Origin of the sequence: Cupriavidus sp. 2SB (assembly GCF_005503625.1) — a bacterium.
In the GTDB taxonomy this organism is placed as follows: Bacteria; Pseudomonadota; Gammaproteobacteria; order Burkholderiales; family Burkholderiaceae; genus Cupriavidus.
In genome coordinates this window covers 101,454-120,895 of the sequence record NZ_SCMX01000006.1, presented here as the reverse complement: position 1 = coordinate 120,895, position 19,442 = coordinate 101,454, and the positions used below count along the sequence as shown (strand labels likewise).

The window sequence follows — 19,442 nt, the reverse complement described above, 5'->3', positions numbered from 1 at the left end:
TGACCTTCAAGCTGACTTTAATCTTAGAGTCGAAGCACGATCAATGAGGTGACCCCATGAACGTCTTCGAAAAGCTTGCACTCCCCAATGGTTCGACGATTCCGAACCGCATCGCCAAAGCCGCCATGGAAGAAAACATGGCAGACGAGGACCACGCGCCCTCCGAGGAGCTGATTCAGCTCTACAGGGCTTGGGCAGAGGGAGGCGCAGGTCTTCTTATCACTGGCAACGTGATGGTGGACAGCCGCGCCATGACGGGGCCTGGAGGCGTGGTATTGGAAGATGCCAGGCACCTGGACCGGTTCAAGCGCTGGGCGGAGGTCGGAAGAGCCAACAAGGCGCAGATCTGGTTGCAGATCAACCATCCCGGCCGCCAGATGCCCGCCAATCTGGGGCAGCTCACTTGGGCTCCGTCTGCTGTGCCTTTGAACTTGGGCAACATGTCTAAGCATTTCAACTCGCCAAAGGCGATGACGCACAGAGTCATCGAGGATGTGATTCGGCGTTTTGCTCACACGGCTCAACTGGGCGAACAGGCCGGTTTCACGGGCGTCGAGCTTCATGCGGCACATGGATATCTGCTAAGCCAGTTCCTCTCGCCTCTGAGCAACCAGAGGACGGATGAGTGGGGTGGCTCGCTGAAGAACCGCGCTCGGCTGCTCATCGAGATCGTCAAGGCCGTACGCGCCGCGGTGTCGCCTGATTTCGCGGTTGCCGTCAAGCTGAACTCGGCAGACTTTCAGCGGGGCGGAGTCAGCGCGGAAGATGCCCGACAGGTTGTGCAACTGCTCAATGCGTTGGCTGTCGATCTGGTCGAGCTGTCGGGAGGCAGCTATGAAGCGCCGGCCATGCAAGGCGACGCACGCGACGGCAGTACGCTTGCCCGCGAGGCCTACTTTCTAGAGTTCGCCCGCGACATTCGGGTGGTGGCGAAGATGCCAGTGATGGTCACGGGCGGCATCCGCCGTTGGCCGATAGTCGAGGAAGTAGTCAGGAGCGGCGTGGACATGGTTGGTATCGGCACTGCTCTGGCGATCGATCCCAATCTGCCACGCGATTGGCGCGCCGGTAAAGACAGCGCTCCCGCGTTATCGCCAATCACGTGGAAGAACAAGCCACTGGCCTCACTGGCCAATATGGCGGCAGTCAAGTTCCAACTACGCAAGCTCAGTCGCGGCAAGGCGACCAATCCGAAGGTATCGGCACTGCGCGCGCTGATCCTGCAGCAATTGTCCGACGCACGCCGCGCCCGCCAGTACCGACGCTGGATGACCCTGCGCGGTCATGGCTGACAGACCGAGCACACAATTTATCAAGCCGCTGTCGACACATTCCGAGCGCCCGCGCACGGTCTACTGACAATCACTGCCACACGAGCTCTGGGAGAGATGTCAGCGCCGCACGGGCCGCCAAGCATGGGGCTGGAACGCACTATGCGCAGGAGAGACTTGACCTTAAGGTTGACTTTAACCTTAGAGTGTCGGTTGAAGGCACCTCGGGTGCATCAGCTATCGAGAGAGGTCAGCAATGAACATGAGGATTGGGGAACTGGCGGAACGCACTGGCCTCGCTACTTCGAGAATCCGCTTTTACGAGGACATCGGCTTGTTGAAGGTCGAACGTCAGGCAAACGGCTATCGCACCTATCCACCGCAAACGGTCCTGATCCTCGACCTGATCGCGACTGCGCAACACGCAGGATTTACGCTCGATGAGATTCGCGCGGTGCTTCCACCCGACTTGACACTGTGGGTCCATGACTCGCTGCTCGAGACGCTCCGCAACAAGGTGCGGGACATTGAAGCGCTGGAGAGGCGACTCGCGCAAAGCAAGTCGCACATCAACGCATTGTTGGCCGAAATCGAAGCGAAGCCAGCGGAGGTTGACTGCGTGACTAATGCGGAGCGGGTACTGTCGCGGATCCGGGCAGGGGAATTTAAAGGCCCGGCCTTGGCAGCAGGCGACGTCAACGCACTTCGCAAGGCACGGCGACACATGTCGTTGAAGTTTGAGAAATAGACAGCGAGTGGTTTCCACGGAGCGCACGATGGTGGCGACCAGGCAGAACTGGGCCATGCCTTGCGCTCGCCACCAACACTATTCCTCGTCATGCGTCGGCTGCATCTGGAACGACAGGCGACTGCGCTGCCATGGTGAAGCGCAAAAAATGGCCAACGAAGCGATATCAGTGAGTGCATTCATTTTGCCTTGCTCACCCAAACGGGTATTGTCGACGTAGCCCAGTTTGGCATATTTCTGGGCTACACGAGCCTGTCTAGGAGGAGCGGAGTGCCAGCACTCATCAAGCGGCCGGACAACATCACGGAACGCCAAAAAATGGTCTTGGCAAGCCTAAAGCAAGGGCACAAAGCGATATTGCAGGTGTCTCCGCTATCTGGAAGGTTCACGGGGTATGTCCGCGTTTTCAATGCTGCACGTAACATTGATGAGTTCATTCCTTGGTGCAGTGTCTCGGCGATGATCCGTCGGGGTCTTGTCAAGCTGGACAGTGACTCATTCGAGACGTCAACTGCGATTGTGCTTTGTCAGAAGCCGGCTGAAGCAGTCTAGGGGCTAGCCACCTAAGCCTTGAAGACGAAGATTCCTTCGGAAACCTTCCTGCGAGCGCCCGCCCTGGCTGCCACAGACCGGCGTACTTCGACTTCGTGACACTCAGCATCGCGATAGAGCTCCCGCGTCTCGCCGGTCAGGTGATTTGAGATGACCACAGGAATGCCTCGTGTCGCCGTGGCGCGCGCCAAATCTGCCAATTCCCACTGACGTTCTCGCGGGAACCCTTCGGCAGTGTATTTCGTAAAAGATGGCGCGTCCTCACGATCCACATACGGTGGGTCACAGTAGATGACGTCTCCGGGCACCGCGAGTTTGAACGCATCGGTGAAGTCGCCTTGCACGATGACCGCCATTTCTCGCGCCCGTTGACTGAACGCTCGAATATTATCTTCCGGCAACGCCGGAGTCTTGGCGGAGCGATTCCATGGCACATTGAAGTTGCCCTTGGCCGAGTATCGAGAAAGTCCATTGAATCCGAACTTGTTGAGATACAGGAAGTAGGCGGCGCGAACGTCGGCTGGGCTAGCTCGATTGAATGCATCCCGGACGAAGGAGTAGATCTCTTCGTTCGCAGCATGTGGGGAGAACAGCGGTCGTGCTAGCTCGATGACGCGCTCGGGTTGCTGGACAATCTGCTTGTACATGCCGATGAGGTCTGCGTGCGCATCGAGCAGCAGATAGCTCGGAAAATCTGTTCCGAGAAACACGCTGGCACCGCCAAGAAACGGCTCTACGAGGCGATTTCCGGCGGGCAGCAGTTCTCGGAGCATGGGCAGCAACTGGGTCTTGCCACCGGGCCACTTCAAAATCGGCCCAGCCTGAGCTGGGATATTGGTGGAGGGAGGGGTGCCGGCTTCTGCGGCGTGAGGTTGAGGATGTTTTTGCATCCTCAGTATAGGTGCGCGCGGGGGTGATGACGCGTATGGAGACATCGCTGGTGCGCAATTGGCAGCCAAGACGGTGCGATGCTGAATCAACGGAAGACCTACATCTCGGCTCACTGCTGAAGCCTTACATTGGAGGCGGCGCACGTCTTCAGGATCGTGCCTTTCTTCACCTCCGAGGTTTTGAGTCCGTCATTGCCACGTGAGGGGCTTCATTTTTCTCAATTGAGGGTCAGGCGCTCGATCCATTCCAGCGCCTCTAGCGTAGTCCAGCGAGCTTGATGGGGTGCATCCCGGCGAAAATGGCGAACCGATTCATTTGCGGCGATGGGAGGCGCGTCTGTGCCCCCTCCGTGGGAATGACGTCCCGGTTGGCTGCTTGTGATTGGTGACCCGGGCACGGAATTGGTGCCCAAAGGACCTCTGTTCGGGTGCCGCGGAGTCGCGATAACAAAAGGTTTTCGCGATGAGAATTATCGATTTTCCAGGTGCGTTAATTCCACGAATACTGGTGCCAAGGACGCAGAGGTATGCGCCTTGCTAGTAGAAGTGGCCATTCGCTGGACGCGAGATGCGATTCAGTGTTTCGTAGACCTGCTACCGACAATTCTCATGAATGACGTAACCCTTGGCGCCCGAGCTACACTTGCATCCGCAGCCGCCGTCCCGAACAACCAGTCGCGCGTGATTGCCGCGTGTTCGGTTGGCAATGCGCTCGAAATGTACGACTTCACCGTCTACAGCTTCTTTGCGGTCCTGATCGGCAAGCTGTTTTTTCCCACTACCAGTTCATACGGGTCGCTGCTGCTGGCCGTCGCCACTTTCGGCATCGGCTTCGTCATGCGCCCGTTGGGAGGATTTGTGATTGGCAGCTTTGCCGACCGTAAAGGCCGCAAGGCAGCCATGACCCTGACCATCGCCTTGATGGTGGTGGGCACGATGTGCATTGCTTGTGCGCCGACGTACGCCGCGGCAGGTGCATTGGGGCCGTTGCTGATCGTAGCGGGTCGTCTGCTGCAGGGATTTTCCCTCGGCGGTGAAATTGGCGCGTCGACGTCAATGTTGATGGAGGCGGGAGGCGTGCAGCGCCGCGGCTACCGCATCAGTTGGCAGGCGGCCAGCCAGGGTGCGGCGGCACTGCTCGGCGCTGCTACCGGCACGGCGCTCTACGCGTTCCTGCCAGCGGAGTCGCTCGAGTCTTGGGGTTGGCGGCTGCCGTTCCTGCTTGGCCTGCTGATTGCGCCCGTGGGACTGTATATCCGCGCCAATCTCGACGAAACGTTACCTGAGCACGCCCACGAGGCCAGCCCGCTGCGGACGCTGTTCCGTGAGCATGGGCGCAGCGTGGTCAAGGGCGTGCTGTCCATTACTGCGGGTACGGTGGCGATGTATCTGGTGGTGTTCTACATGCCGACGTACATGATTCGCGTGTTGCGCATGCCTTCGTCGCTATCTCTGTTGTCGGGATGCGTAGCCGGTGCCACGATGATTGTCTCCTCTCTGCTGGCCGGACGACTCGCCGACCGTCTGATGCGTCGCAAGCCCATCGCGCTGGCTGCCCTGGTTGCCACAACGATTCTCATCTACCCGGCGTTCTGGCTGATCAACACGTACCCGAGCGTGCCGCTGGTGCTGGTCGTTACGGCGGTTTTGACTGCGCTGGGCAATATCGGCTCTGCGCCAATGTTGCTGCTGCTCATGGAAATGCTGCCTCCCGGCGTCCGAGCCAGCGGCTTGTCGGTGATCTACAGCATTGGTGTCACGATATTCGGCGGCTCTTCGCAGGCAGTGGTGACCTGGTTGATTGGAGTAACCGGTAACCCGATGGCTCCTGCGCTCTACATGATGGCCTGTGGCGTGGTTACGCTGGTGGCGCTGTCGAACATTCAGGAAACGGGCCGTAGCAACGCGACGGCAGCGGGGCGCTGAGATGAAATTGAACCAGTTACGCGCTTTGATCACCATCGCCGAATGCCAAAGTATCCACGAAGCGGCGCGCCAACTCCACGTGACGCAGCCTGCCTTGAGCAAGACGGTGCAGGAGTTGGAATCGAGTGTCGGAACCACATTGCTGGAACGTTCGAGCACCGGAACGCGCCTTACGCCAATAGGGCACCGAATGCTGGCTCACGCTCGACTCATCATGGAGAGTGTCCAGCATGCCAAGATGGACCTGGACGAATTGAAGGATGGGGTAGGTGGTGTCGTGACACTCGGCACCACGCCACTGACGGCAATGCTACATCCGATGATTGACACGCTTGACGCGTTCCGCAGCGCCTACCCTGATGTTCGTCTGCGTGTTCAGGAGATGCGACCGAATCAGTTGGTCGAGCAGTTGCGCCAAGGTGCTATCGACATGGCCATCACGTCGCACTTGCATTCACCAGACCGTTTCTTTCAATCCATCGAGGTCAGCCGGCTGTCAAGCGTCATCGTTTCCAGACCCGAGCACCCGCTACGCCACGCTCGTTCATTGCGCGTCTTGCAGCAGGCCGACTGGATTTCGCTCGATCCACTGCCAGATCGGCAGTCCTCATTCAGCCGGTTGTTTTCCGACAATGGACTGGAGCTGCCGCTACGTGTCACGGAATGTGCGTCGATTCACCTTGCCATGGAACTTTGCTGGCGTGCCGATGTGCTGCTTGTACTGTCGAGTGAGTCGATGCGCAGTGAACTATTGAGCCAACGCGTGGCTTTCCTCGACATCACTGAACCGTTGCCTGCCCAGCCGATTTGCCTAGTCCGGCACAACCACCACGTTCTCACCGGCCCGGCAGAACGACTCCATAACGCCGTGCTTCAGGGCTTCGCCGCACAGTCTCGCCGCGCCGCCTAACGGCTTCTATCTCAGGATGATTACGTAAGGCACGCCGCTGGCGTGCCGGGGATTCGTATTGCCTTTTGGTTGTGCCCATTCACTAATCAAGCATTTTTCAGAGCACTTCAATGTTCAAGAAATATCTTGCAGGACTTGCGGTACTAATTGGCGCGGTCGGATCAGCCAACGCTACACCATCGCAGAACGAACAACTGATTTCATACCTGGGAACGGGCTTGGGTGCGCGGTCCATCGGCGTGGCACCGCAGCAATCGATGCTGTCTCTGTACGGCACGGTGGACATTGGGATTAACTACACACGCTCCGGCAGTGATGGTGTGGCCAGGCTGCAGAGCGGAGGATCTTACACATCCAAGTTCGGTATCTATGGGCAAGAGGCGCTGGGCGGCGGCTGGACTGCATTCTTCCGTCTGGAGAATGGATTTTTGTCAGACTCCGGAGCTGTCCAGGACAGCAACTCGTTCTTCAACCGCGCTTCCTACATCGGCTTGCATCACAGCAGTTTTGGGCAGTTGATGATGGGCCGCCAGTACACGTCATTGGGTGTGGCGGCACTCTATGCCGATCCTTTCCTGGGGACGGCTCACGAATCGGTCTACACGTACATGCTCGGCGTATCTGACCTGGGCGTGGGTGCAAGCGGTGATGCGCTTGCGCGGTTGAACAAGACCATTCGCTATGCGACACCACGGTTTGGCCCGTTCGCAGGCGATCTCAGCTATTCGTTCAAGTCGGATCAGACCGTCGGACCGGCAGTTTTGGCGCGGACCGCTATGGGGTCATACAACGATGGCCGGTTTGCGGCAACGATGGCATTTGGTCAGAACTGGTGCGACCCCAGCGTGAAGGGAAGCTGTAATGGAAACGCCACTGAAGCCGCGTCGCAACGTACCGATACCTATCTGGCCAGTGCGATGTATGACTTTGGTCCACTGATCGGCCAGGCCGCCTATATCCGCATCGTCCCAAAGCACGACGGCACAGATATCGCGAACATGTACTTGCTCGGGTTGCAGAAGATCTGGCGCAACAACCTGTTTCGACTGTCGCTCGGCTATCGGCGTACCACGCGTGATGGCAACTACAGCTACGGCAGCACCGTCGGCATTGACCATTTTCTTTCGAAGCGCACGGCCTTTTACGGGCGAGCCGGCCTAATGCGCAACGGGCCGGACGCCAGCCTTACCTACAACTACGACAACGGTGCGTTCGGAGGTGCGCTGGGACGCACGGTTACCAGCGTGACGCTCGGTATCACCCATCACTTCTAAATGGGAATCTGTTTCGCACCGGGATGCAGGATGGCAATGGTATCCCGGCCTTTTCCCCTCCAACTACACGAGGAGTCAAACGCATGAATGCAGCAAACATCGGCCGGTTCGTCGACGAGCATGGACAGCGCTACGCAATACTCTCTGACGAGATTTGGCGCTATGCGGAACTCGGCTATCAGGAACGCCATTCGGCACGCCTGCATGTCGACTATCTGAAAGAGGCCGGCTTTGCCGTGCGCGAGGGCGTGGCCGGGATACCGACGGCATTTGTCGCGGAGGCCGGAGAGGGTGGGCCAGTCATCGGCATCCTGGGTGAATTCGATGCGTTGTCGGGGCTGAGCCAGGAAAGCCTGGCGCTGAGCTGTCAACCGTCTTCGGAGATTACCAACGGGAACGGGCATGGCTGTGGCCACCATCTGCTGGGAACAAGCGCGCACCTGGCGGCGGTCACCGTTAAGCAGATGCTAGACGATGCCGGGCTGCCGGGGCGGGTCCGCTTTTATGGTTGCCCGGCGGAAGAGGGAGGTTGGGGCAAGACCTACATGGCACGGGCAGGTCTTTTCGACGACTTGGGTGCTGCTCTGACGTGGCACCCGGGAGTCTTCAACGGCATCATGAACCTCGAGTCGCTGGCCGTCGTGCAAGCGTACTTCCGATTCACCGGCATTTCGGCACATGCCGGTGCCGCGCCGCATCTTGGGCGGAGCGCGCTCGATGCGCTTGAACTGATGAACGTCGGTACGAACTTCCTGCGTGAGCACATGATTCCGGACGCGCGCGTCCACTACGCGATTACTGACGCTGGCGGAGTGGCGCCGAATGTAGTGCAACCGAAGGCGGAAGCGCTGTACATGATCCGCGCACCGCGCAACTCCGATGCATCGGAAGTCTATGCCCGCGTGTGCGATATCGCACGTGGCGCGGCACTGATGACGGGCTGCGAGTTGCAGATTGAGATGCATTCCGCTTGCTCCAACATCATGCTGAATGATGTACTCAACCGCGTCATGCACGGGCAGCTCTCTCATTTTGGCGTGCCGTCGTATGAGCGCGACGAGCTTGGCTTCGCGGCGTCGATGCACGGCACCACGCGACCTGAAGAAGTCGAGATGGCTGGACGTATGCTGCAGAGCGCCTGGAAGGATCCGAAGCCCCTCTACGACGGAGTCGAAGCGCTGGACAGCAAGCGCCCCATTCGCATGCACGGATCCACGGACGTTGGCGATGTCAGTTGGGTCACGCCCACCGCCCAGTGCATGACGGCCTGTTTTGCGTTTGGCACATCGCCGCACTCGTGGCAATGGGTTGCTCAAGGAAAGAGTTCTATCGCGCATAAGGGCATGCTGCTGGCAGCCAAGACCATGGCAGGATCGGCAATGGAATTGTTCCGAAATCCTGAATTGATCGAAGAGGCGCGACAGGAGCTCAATCAACGCCTCGGTGGCAAGCCTTACGTGTGCCCGATCCCCGCGAATGTTATGCCGCCGCTAGCCGGAGTGGAGAGCTAATCGGCACGACTGCTCCGGATCTGTTTGAAGTCTGACCTCGCAGCGGGCAATGTGGATGAGAGCTTGACGCTGCCGTTGTCATCGGCTTTGTTGTCTGTCCTTTTTGAAGTCTGAGTTCAGAAACTCTCAGCACGTATCAGACAAACTCTGACACCACGCGAAGCACTGACTCCGTACCCTCGGCGTCGGGATATTGACCCGTCCCGACACCCCCTGTAGCCCGCCAGTTCGCTGGTGGGCATTTTTTCACAGGATCGGGCCGTCCGCCTGTGATTCGAGGCAGGCAGGAGTCCGAGGAGCGTCATTACTCGGGCTGCCACTTCGCCCTTCTTTTCGCTCTCTAACTGGCAGAGTGCAATGTGGGGCGGCGACAATTGGGAGCGGCGAATAGCCAAACGACGGACCCGCCGAGCCGTAGTTTTGGAAGCAAGGCCGCTGCTTCTCGGGCTATGCTCATTAAAGATAAAAAAGGGCGTCTCGATCAGCGCATCACGGCGTCTATTGGACGCTGCTATGTAATTCTGAAATGCTCTATGTTCTGTCCTGCGTTCACCGCGCGCTGGAGCCATTCCGGAAGCGTGCCTTCCCCATCCCAAGAGTGGCCAACGGCATCTTTGTACTGAGCACGCACTGCTGCCTTCGGTTTCACGAACTGCTCCCCGAAACAACCCGCTGAAACTAGGTCGTCTGCGGTGACGCCATGCCTGGCCATTTGCGATTTCACCCAAAGAATGGCCGCAGCACGCTCCCGAAGCGTTTGAGCCTCGGAATCGTGAAAAATTGAGAGTTGCGCAGGATTGTGGAAGCTGGCCATTTGGGTGTGCAAGTTTGGCGCCTTCCGGATGCCGTCGTCAGGGCGTCGAGCAGGGGAGGGCAGTGAAACCGGGTGGTAGGCCCACAGTGCGGTGAATGTTGGTCGCGTCTCAAGGGTCATGCCTGCCGCCGTTCCCGCCAGGGTATTCTAACTGGGTCGCCAATCCACGGAGGCGGGATGGTCTATCCAATTGAGCCCAAGATTTCTTCACGTCAAAGGAGACGTGGCAGTCCAGTTCAGCTACCTGATTGCGGGACGTAGCCAAACGTTCGTAGTCACGCGGCAAGCGCTTGAGGACCACTCGGCCTCAATCCAACAGGGATGACACCACAGCAACGAGATGTGGCAATAGGCGAAGCGTTTCAGAAAGGGTAGGAACGCATTCGCAACGTCGCGGCGCGCATTCAACGGACATCGGTTGGCGGCCACTACGTCGCGCTACGCACAGGAGATTTCTAGGCTCTACGAGCAACGCTGGCGTTCTGCATCCGGTTATGGACGGGCCCATCATCGTATGTGATGGGCTTCTTTTTTGATTGGAGTGGTCAACCAACAGGTCCGCGGTTCGGAAAAGAGGCGAGCAGCACGACAGTACCGCCCGCCCATAGAAGTACTGGAGCGGGGTTCGCAGCCAGACTAGAAGTAACGGCGTTTTCCAGGGAAGCCTGTACCCGGGAAGCGTGTTCAGATTGCGGGCAATTGCTCCTAATCAACTCTGGACAAATGCAACCAGTTGCAGGCAGCGGCCGGGAAAGCAGAACGTTACGACTCTAGGCAGCCAGCGGGCCTAGTCATTTCTCGTTCAGTGTCTTGAGGTTGCTGAGGTTTCTGCTCCCAATGGGGAGTTGGGCAGCCAGGGGAAGGGCGGTCGATATCGCTCACGTCTTCCAGTTCTGCCGCTGGCGGTGGCGCAAACCGAAGATAGATTATGCGCGACACGGCGGCGGCCACCACGATGATGATCGTGATAGCGAAGAGTTGTGCGAGAAGTCGAATCCAGCGATGGAGCATATTTTTATGTAACGACTCGGGGCAAGCATACACAAGGCGCTCTGATGCCGCCGTAATCCCGTTGCAGAGAAGTCACAGCAAAAGGGGCGTCACTGTAAGTTCCCGACTTGACGAAGCACTCCACACGGTGGCGCAGCTACCTGGCTGCCAAGGACTACAGCAAATCGTCAGCCTTCACAGGCTCAGCTCGATACACAGACCAAAAATAGTGCGAGTGCCGATGATGTCTGGCCTGTTTCTTCTGTGCGAAGAACCTTACTCGGCCGTCCGGACCTGCCTCTATTTCGACCTCCAGGTGCTCCTCAACGGAAGATGCCGCGGGAGGAAGCGTCAGAATTGCGGCAGAGACGTAATGACCCTGGATACGACCAAGAATCCCATTGGCTCCTGGCGCCGAGGGCTCGTTTGATCGCTCTCTAGGGAGATGGCATCTCGCAGCCAGGCGGCTATTTCCCATGATGCCGCGCCTCGTCCCGCGACATCGGCTGTCGCAATTTCCCAGACGTGTCGGGTGCTACTTGAACTCCCTGCTTGTCGCGTTGGATGACTGGCAGATGGCCATACGACCGCAGTCGAGCTACGGCCTGCCTTGCCGAGGTGGCTGCTTCCAGGTCAGCCAGGGCCGCCGTTTCGATGCCGAACGAGCCGCACCTCGGGCAGGTGTATTGGTATCCGCGGAGCGCGGACGACCGAATCCGCTCCGCGGCAGCGCCGCACAACGGGCAGTTTGCTGGCTCAGGAAGCATGGTTGATGTCAAAGATACTGTATATTTATACAGTATATACGACGCTCGACAAAAAAGAAGCCCGCGGCAAGTTGCTCCGGCTTGGGTGGTCAGCACACTCTTCGAGTAACTTATTCGGCACTCCTACGAATGGCGGCTACGGGGGGCTCAGTCCCATTCCTCTGCGGTCACCAGCTCGACAAGGACGATGCCTTCACCTTCCATCTGATGCAGCTTTCGGTAGCACCACGGACACGGCGCCCAATCGCGCAGGGTCGTGCCACCCAGGTCGTAGAGAATCTCGCGGACTCGGGCCGGTACCCCACACTCGCACACAACGATTCTGGGTGATTTCCATGACGTCTCCCCGTGGTGGGGGAGATTTCAGCATTGAGTGGGTTTGGATTCCATGGATGAGGAGTGCAGCCAGGGAGTGATGCTGCCAACTAGGTGCAAGCACCCTTCGCAAAGGTTGGCCTGTGTTCCGTGGAATGCTAACGGGGTAGTTCGGCTGCAGGTGCAGCCACGGAATAGGCTGAAACTGCAATTGCAGAAGAGATGTTTGGGTGGACGGCCGCAAACGTCCACGAACTGCAACAGGAGATGCGGAGGCAATAAGAGTATGAGCAAGCAGCCTGTATAGTCGGTGGCGTCTCGTCCCAACATTCCGCAATCGTAAGAGGAAATATGGACCTCGTGGAGTACAAGAATCTCGTTCCCCAAGAGAACGGCAATCAGCTTTGGTTTCAGCGAGCGCAATAGATTCTCAAGGCGATCATCTCCGGGGGCGTAGGCCTAAAGGTCGCCTATCTGAATGGCTTGGCATACAACGAGGCTTACAACAATGTCTTCAAGTTGAAGGCGTTTCTTTTTGCGCTAGGGGACAGAGATCTTTACGTAGGGGCGTATTCAGCCGCAGTCTTCGGCTTGTCAGGCTGGGTAGAGTATGCGAGCAGCAGCTTTCTCCCTCTGCTGATTCTTTGCGGGGTGACCAGCCTAGTCTGGTTTGCACCGACGATTCTGCGTAAGCTCGCTAACGAAATTCGCCTTGACCCGCAGAAATTGCGCGATAGCAAGCTGGCCGCTAGCGTGGCGCACTGGCTTGCCGCGAACGCTTTTGCCATCGGCGTCTCGTTCTACGTTCCCTTGGTCTTGCTTATTGTTCTCATATTGGCGCCGTCCCTAGGCAACTATGCAGGCACCAGAGCCGCCGAAGCAAGGCGGAAGAACTACGAAAGGGGCTGCAAGGCCGCAGCCGAGAAGCACGACTATTGCTACGTCCTGCTGGACAAGGGCGAAGAGGTGGCCAGAGGATTCCCAATCGCTCATAGCGAGAAGACCATCGCCCTCTGGTGGAAGGGCGAAGTCAGAATAGAGGAAACAAGCGGACGATCCTTGCGTTCTCTTACCCAGGAGGACTGACACGGTTGAGCAGATGCTGCGGACATGCGATGTTCGCTTGGCTGCGCGTCCCGCGCTGGTACGCCATAGACAATGCGCGTGCTGGTCGGTAAGCGCAAAGTGCCACGGCACAATGCCGGCGTAGCTCCGCTCCCGGTAGCTCTGGGCAACGCTCAATGCGCCCGCTACATTTCTCGACTTTCCACCTTCGCCGAACCCGATCTCTCCAATGCGCCGCAGCGGGACAGCTGCCTGCCGGCCTTCCTTTCCTCTGTTACAAAATAAATATCCGCCTGCGAATCAACGGTGATTTCCGTCGGAGCGTTCCTCCAGCGAGCCGTCCTTAAGCAACTCCGCGATATACCTCTCTGCAAGCCGCTCTGTCGGCAGGCAAGAACCGAGGTCAAAGACCTGCTCAACAACATCGCTGCGGAAGCTGGCCTCATGTTTGACACGCCATCTTCCAATGCTAGCTTCGCTGGAGTTTTCCTATGGGTGTGCGCTATTGCTGTTTCATTGCCATCTCGAATTTGGCCAGGACCCCTGACCCCCTTAGCTTTCACTATTCGCTGTTGGCAAAGAAATGCTCCACGGTTGCAGTGGTCGCGCCGAGTTCGTATCCGCAACTCGCAGAGGGTATGCTTTCTGAGGCTGCCTACGAATTCGAGCCGAGCAGCCGGGAGATGTTCTGCTACGACGATGGCAATAATCCGTGGTTCTACAACTACTGCCGAAAGCTCACTGTCCTGATTTCACCAGGAAAGCCGCTGCAAGGTCGCAGGACGCCCGCGGAGTGGTTCAAAGCGGTGGCAGCTTTGGTCGAGGACGAAGAGAAGTATCCCGAGACCGGCGGACGCGGTCCGTTCTGGGAGCTGTTCCGATACGGCATGACCGGCGCGACGTTCGGTCCGGTGGCCTGTGCGAAGCTGGTCGCAGACTTCGACGCGTGGGAGGAGGCCGTCAAGTCGGTGGGTGAAGACAAGTTCTATGAGTATCACATGGAGCTTCGCCGGTGCTTTGCCCATGCAGGCGAGAGCGGTATGGTGGTCTTTCCATTCAGGTGGAACTTCTGGATGGATGAACTCCCTCCCTATGGCGAGCCGGTGCTCGGCCTCGACCAGGAGGGTGAGCAGCTTATCTGATGGGATAGTCGCAAACACCTCTCCTAACGGGCGCCCTCTGTGGTGCTCGTTTTTCTTGTCGGCAGAGGAGCGAGAGCCGGGCGTCGTGCAGGCTTCTCAGCGGCGAGCCGCAAGGATGGCCGACGTGGATTGCGCGGGTGTCGCGACACCGTCCCGCAAACGTCGCAAACTGCGGCGAGGATGCTCTTCGCCAAACCTTTCCTGTCGCTGAACGGGGCATCTCGGCGGTGCAAGGTCGTTCCAACAACCGTTCTGCAGTGCGGGCAGCTAGCGGCGCGCTTGTCTCCTTCTTGGAAAAATGGGGCTTTGCTAACCGTCCGTGATCTGCGCTGTCGCAGAGTTCCTGGATGGCATTTCGTTCTCCCTCATTTGAATCGAGCAACGACAAGGCGAACTCCGTTGTCAAGGACTTCAAAGGTGAGAGAGCCTGGAAAAATCTCTCACCTTCGGAGTGTCGTTGGCCGCCGATACCTCCGTGCGACTTGGTGTTCCGAAGCTGATCGTTTGCCGTAAGGCTCAAAAATGCGGCGCTTACGATGGCTTTTCTGCTTAAGCGGCAGGATGTTGCCGCTCTAAGGAAGAGGGCCCTGCAACGGGCTGCCGCCGTCCGCATGTCGCGCAGACGCCTTCGTCAACTCCTGCTCAAAAATGCCGCTCGTATTGCGGAGCAAATTCACCTATCAAGATATCAACGGATATCTGGATAGGCGATTGTGGTACGAATCCCAGCGGGCCTCCCGATGTCGTTGATGCGAAGGAGGGCGCGCCATGGCGAACAAAAAGCCAGAGGAAAAAGGGACGGCCGACGGGGAGACTCTCCAAGCACCGGCTAAGCGTCGTCGGGGCCCGGGGGCGCCGATTTCTCCTGTGCGATATCTGGGCGCCCAGCACTTTGCGTTCTATAAAGGCGTCGTCGAAGGCTTGGACTTGGCGGACCTTGGCGCGCGCTACCTGGAGACCGGGGCAGACCGGCGAGCGGCTACCGCAGAACTGCGGGTGATAGAAGCGGAACTGCTCCGTGGTGTGCGATGCCTGCAATCCGAGCTTGCCAGTACGGAATCAGCTGCGGAATCAGCCGATGGGCTTGGCGATGTGCTCGACGAAGGCACGTGGAAGGAGTTGTTTGCCGTCGTTGGGGAGCACTCAGACGGCCAACGAAAGCGGCGTGCTCGACAACTGGCGGCGCTTGACCTAGTGCGGCCGTACCTGACCAGGGCGCCAGCTCCCGAGGATTCCGTTGCGGCCTGGTTTTCGCCGGCGGTCGCCGCCCGGCTTACCCGAGCTGGGCTACCAACCCTACAGGACCTGAAGCAGCAAGTGGTGTTACGCGGGCCGCGGTGGTACACCCTCGCACATGGCATTGGACCGACCACGGGGCGCCGGTTGACGGCCTGGCTCATTGATGCGGGGTCTTCGTTGGGCGACATGCCGCCTGCGGCACTGGCATCGCGCCGTACAGCATCTCGTGAAATGCTCGCCAGCCTCCGGCCGGCTGCCGCCATGGTCGCCCCCTTGGAGTCACTTCAATTGCCGACAGCATATGACGGCCGTGATGGTCAAAACCGGCCGCCGCCAGGTACGCCTGCGAGAACAAACGCTCAAAATGATTTGAGTGCTATACGAGCTTGGCTGGGTGTGCATGGTCCGGAGGGAAGCGCTACATGGAAGACCTACCGCTGTCATGCAGAGAGGTTGCTGCTATGGGCTGTCTTCGAACGAGGAAAGGCGCTATCCGACCTGACCGTAGAGGATTGCTCCGCATTCCTCGACTTCCTTGCCGATCCACAGCCGACAGAGCGATGGGTCGGCCCGCGCGGCGTGCCACGCTTTCGGTATGACTGGAGACCGTTCGCTGGTCCGCTGTCACCAACCAGCATCCGCCAGAGCTACACGGTGGTGAGCAATCTTTGCCACTGGCTAGTCGACGCGCAATATCTGCGTTACAACCCATTCTCTTTGCTGCCGAAACCAAAGGCGGCGGGTACGAGAATTCAGATCTCGCGAAGCTTTACGAAGTCGCAATGGGCGTTCCTGCAACGATATGCCGCAGAGCTGCCGGAAGAAGATCCGCGCAGCATGCGACTTCAGTTCATGCTGCGATTTGCGTACGCGACAGGGCTGCGTATCTCTGAGCAAGCTAGGGCCACTGTGGGCCAGCTTGTGCATCACGACCTTCCCGACAATCCCCGTGGAACCTGGTCGTTAGTGTTCATTGGAAAGGGAACGATTGAACGAGAGGTTCATGTCTCCCATACGGTCATGTGGCAGCTGACACGATATCTGAAGAATCGCGGTCTGGCAGAAGACGTTGGGCGTCTGCATCCAGCAACGCCTTTGATTGGTCGCGTGAAGGCCGATGGAAAAGTGGGGAACCTGTCAGTCGAACAGGTCCACGCGATTTATAAGGGCTTCTTTGAGGATGCAGCGCGTGCGTTGGAGAGCGATGACCCCGAAGGGGCGCGGCGTCTAGCTAGCGCTACGGCGCACTGGCTGCGCCATTCCTTTGGCAACCATGCGGTCGCACATGGCGTCGCGTTGGATGTCGTGCAGAGCCAGCTGGGTCACGCATCGCTCGCCACCACATCGGTGTACGTACGCGCAGAGGCCGAGCGCCGAGCACAGGAGTTGGAGCGGACTGGTATCTTCTAAAGTTAACAAGAAGAACGTAGTGAATATTGCGTGTTAACTTACTAGGTTATATAAACCGTATAGCGTTAATTATATTAAATGAAAAATCATAATGCGATGATGTCGGTGGGCGCTATTGATGTGTGACGTCGTACTCCGTTGATGTTGGCCCTTGAAAAAAAATTTACGTGCTCTATGGTTCAGTCCGAATCAGGCAAATTGCCACCGCATCTGGAAGGGGCGAGCCTCGGAGGAGTTGAGCCATGCATGCGTCAACGGTTTCTCACATTCGGTTGGTAGGCGCGCCAGTAGCACATTCAAAATTGACTGCTGCGGTGCAGGATCGTTTCCCCGGCGTAGGATGGGAATCCGCTCCAGATGCTTCCCAGTTTGCTGGCCATGTTCGACGGCTGTGGCTCGCAAAATTCGCGCTTTGGAACCGCTGCTTTGGGACGAGCCCATCCGGGCATTACGACTCAGACGGGCTGCCCTCGAATCTTGCGACTTGCGGTGCCGGGCGCCACATCAGCGATGCTGGAAAGTCGAGCCAGCTTGCAACAATGCTCCGGCAGGCCATCATGAAACCCCGAGGAAGGCGTCAATCTTGGTCCTTTGTGTCGCTAATGGGTCTGACGGGTGAGCCGTGGTCTCTCGGGAAGCCGTTGATCGGCAAGGTATCTCCTGCGCCAAATGCCCTGCATATGAGCTGGGATGTGCATCGTCACGATACCATTTTCGACCACTCTGCCCGGCGGCGGAGTTGCGTGTCGCAGGTCCAAGGCTGGGAATTCTTAGAGCTCGTCGAAATTGGAATCGGCGGGCTACACCATATCCTTGATAATCGGTTCCTTCGAAGGTACGTCGATTGGCATTTGGACAGGATTCGGGACCGTCAAGCAGAGGAAACTTTAAGGCGCTTCGAATGGCGTTCGCAAGCCGTGCTCGCCTGGCGATCCCAATGCGCGAAGAGTTCACCTACAGACGCGATGCAATTTTCTCCCAGACAATGCAAAGTTCATCGGTCGGACGTAGTAGCACGGGGCTGCGCAGCGTCAGGGTATCGCGGTGTCAGGCACACCTAGAAAATTCCGGCATTCGTCGCTAGCTGGCACGGCTGGCTGGACGCTGCGCTGCTCGTAGCCTGCCCAGAAGGCTTTGATTCCGGCATTCGGCTCTGGAGGCAATCCTGAGAACAGCGTACTGCTGCAGCGAAGGCGTGCGGGATCATCGTTCATTCTTTCCTTCGTGTGTACGGGTTTGGGTCTCGCTTCCCGCGACAGGCGAATCCTTCGTGCTTCCTCCGCTGACGGCATCGAGTATCGATGCTCAGTACGATTTGCCGGGCAAAGAATCCTTCGAGACGTAGCAGATTTTGCACCCATTTGGGGAATGCGATGCCGATGAAAGTCAAAGGACCAAATGGGCGGTTGATGGATCTGCAGCAGCTCGAAATGATGCTTAGTGCCGCACCTGGCCAATTGCTGCGGGAACTGCCGAAGCCAACGACTTCAGTTCTTGAATTTGCAGATGAACTGTATGGCAAGTCTTTGCCCACGCCACGGCAGGAGGTGGACAGCAGGCAGTCCCCATACGAAAGATTGCTTGAACGAATCCACACTCACTACCCCTGCACCAGGCTCGATGCTGAAGTCCTATTCGAAATGTTGACGCTTGTTCGCGTCGTCACGGGTTCAATGACGCGCCGGTACATCGACTGGTGTCATAAAGTGGCTGCCATCGCTGCTAGTCGTGAGGTGATAGTTCCGACCTCGCCGATCTGCGCAAGTCTCGCGATATGCGCGCCGACGTATGTACAGTTCGAAAAGGGCGTGAAGGCGCTCTGCAAATTCCTGGGAACTCCCATTCCCCATGGTTCGTGGACCGATGTTGACGATGCCGGGAATGTTGTGGACGTACGTAAGCTGATCTATCGTCAGGTTCCGCTGTTGCCGGTGGCGATGCCACGAAGCAATGCAGAATCTGAGATTCTCGATGCGATTGTGAAAGCGTTGGACCAGGTCGGAGGACTGGATGTACGAGCCAGACTTGGAATCGAATGCGGAAGAGGTCGCCTTGGAACGCTGGACGTGATACGGCACCTACAGATGTCGAGCGTCGCTATGGTGGTGATCTATGATTGGGGCGATATCCATTGCAAGGGCGAGGACCTTTGGAAGATCGCGTATGCATTGCGCTTAGCGGGGATCGTTCCGGTGCTTGTCGCATCGGGAGCCATTGCTGACTGCGAAGGCAGTGCCGAATTTCGGCGCGCTTTTCCCGCGAATGTCATCGAAATTGGCCCCATCGACCAGGACGACGCGGCCAATGTGGCCAAGTGTCTAGTCAACACGCTCGAACTCGACGAGTCGTTACTGGATCCGCTAACGGAAATGATCGGTTCCCTGTACGGGCGTCGAGATCTTGTTGACGCTGCAGCGGGACTGATAGCGCGGGGTATCCATGTAGAAGGATTGCAGCCCAAGAAGGTCATCGGCGATGTAGCTAGCACGATCAGGCAGGAGTATAGCGGTGCTCTCGTAGCATTCGAGATGATGTGCCAGAAAGGCCAAGTAACAAGGCCGCTGCTCGCCCAGTTTCGCGATGCACTACCGCTCGCATTGGCTCGCAGGAGATGACGT

Annotated in this window: 12 protein-coding genes; 10 read left to right on the top strand and 2 right to left on the bottom strand. The window is 58.0% G+C overall.

The features are described from left to right. Positions 1 to 56 precede the first annotated feature (56 nt). Both FFS21_RS04610 and FFS21_RS04605 read left to right on the top strand, forming a co-directional pair. The gene (locus tag FFS21_RS04610; RefSeq protein WP_137923760.1) at positions 57 to 1,292 is read left to right on the top strand and encodes an NADH:flavin oxidoreductase/NADH oxidase family protein; all 1,236 of its coding nucleotides are present in this window, start codon (positions 57 to 59) and stop codon (positions 1,290 to 1,292) included. A gap of 241 nt (positions 1,293 to 1,533) precedes the next feature. Further along, on the top strand, positions 1,534 to 2,019 hold the full coding sequence (locus FFS21_RS04605) for a MerR family transcriptional regulator (RefSeq protein ID WP_137923794.1): 486 nt from the start codon (positions 1,534 to 1,536) through the stop codon (positions 2,017 to 2,019). 563 nt (positions 2,020 to 2,582) lie between these two features. Here FFS21_RS04605 and FFS21_RS04600 read toward each other — a convergent pair. Beyond that, positions 2,583 to 3,461: a DNA adenine methylase gene (locus tag FFS21_RS04600; RefSeq protein ID WP_249359135.1), complete on the bottom strand. Its 879-nt coding sequence runs from the start codon at positions 3,459 to 3,461 to the stop codon at positions 2,583 to 2,585. A 609-nt stretch (positions 3,462 to 4,070) separates the two neighbouring features. On the opposite strand from FFS21_RS04600, the gene FFS21_RS04595 reads away from it, so the two are divergent. From FFS21_RS04595 to FFS21_RS04580, 4 genes are all read left to right on the top strand, one after another. After that, on the top strand, positions 4,071 to 5,387 hold the full coding sequence (locus FFS21_RS04595; protein WP_137923759.1) for an MFS transporter: 1,317 nt from the start codon (positions 4,071 to 4,073) through the stop codon (positions 5,385 to 5,387). Between the two features lies 1 nt (position 5,388). Further along, positions 5,389 to 6,297, top strand: a complete 909-nt coding sequence (locus tag FFS21_RS04590) for a LysR family transcriptional regulator (protein ID WP_137923758.1) — start codon at positions 5,389 to 5,391, stop codon at positions 6,295 to 6,297. Between the two features lie 110 nt (positions 6,298 to 6,407). Further along, on the top strand, positions 6,408 to 7,571 hold the full coding sequence (locus FFS21_RS04585; protein ID WP_137923757.1) for a porin: 1,164 nt from the start codon (positions 6,408 to 6,410) through the stop codon (positions 7,569 to 7,571). An 83-nt stretch (positions 7,572 to 7,654) separates the two neighbouring features. Then, positions 7,655 to 9,082 carry a M20 family metallopeptidase gene (locus FFS21_RS04580; protein WP_137923756.1) on the top strand — a complete coding sequence of 476 codons (1,428 nt, stop codon included), beginning with the start codon at positions 7,655 to 7,657 and terminating at the stop codon, positions 9,080 to 9,082. A gap of 511 nt (positions 9,083 to 9,593) precedes the next feature. Here FFS21_RS04580 and FFS21_RS04575 read toward each other — a convergent pair. Further along, on the bottom strand, positions 9,594 to 9,896 hold the full coding sequence (locus FFS21_RS04575; RefSeq protein WP_137923755.1) for an H-NS histone family protein: 303 nt from the start codon (positions 9,894 to 9,896) through the stop codon (positions 9,594 to 9,596). Positions 9,897 to 12,451: 2,555 nt separating this feature from the next. Between FFS21_RS04575 and FFS21_RS04560 the strand changes: the two genes are divergently transcribed. The 4 genes from FFS21_RS04560 (at position 12,452) to FFS21_RS04545 (ending at position 19,439) form a co-directional block, all read left to right on the top strand. Next, positions 12,452 to 13,054: a hypothetical protein gene (locus tag FFS21_RS04560; protein WP_137923753.1), complete on the top strand. Its 603-nt coding sequence runs from the start codon at positions 12,452 to 12,454 to the stop codon at positions 13,052 to 13,054. 470 nt (positions 13,055 to 13,524) lie between these two features. Next, positions 13,525 to 14,175, top strand: a complete 651-nt coding sequence (locus FFS21_RS04555; RefSeq protein WP_137923752.1) for a hypothetical protein — start codon at positions 13,525 to 13,527, stop codon at positions 14,173 to 14,175. 768 nt (positions 14,176 to 14,943) lie between these two features. Continuing rightward, on the top strand, positions 14,944 to 16,824 hold the full coding sequence (locus FFS21_RS04550) for a site-specific integrase (protein WP_137923751.1): 1,881 nt from the start codon (positions 14,944 to 14,946) through the stop codon (positions 16,822 to 16,824). 1,373 nt (positions 16,825 to 18,197) lie between these two features. Beyond that, positions 18,198 to 19,439 (top strand): hypothetical protein, encoded by a 1,242-nt coding sequence (locus FFS21_RS04545; RefSeq protein ID WP_137923750.1) that lies wholly within the window; start codon positions 18,198 to 18,200, stop codon positions 19,437 to 19,439. Positions 19,440 to 19,442: the final 3 nt, after the last annotated feature.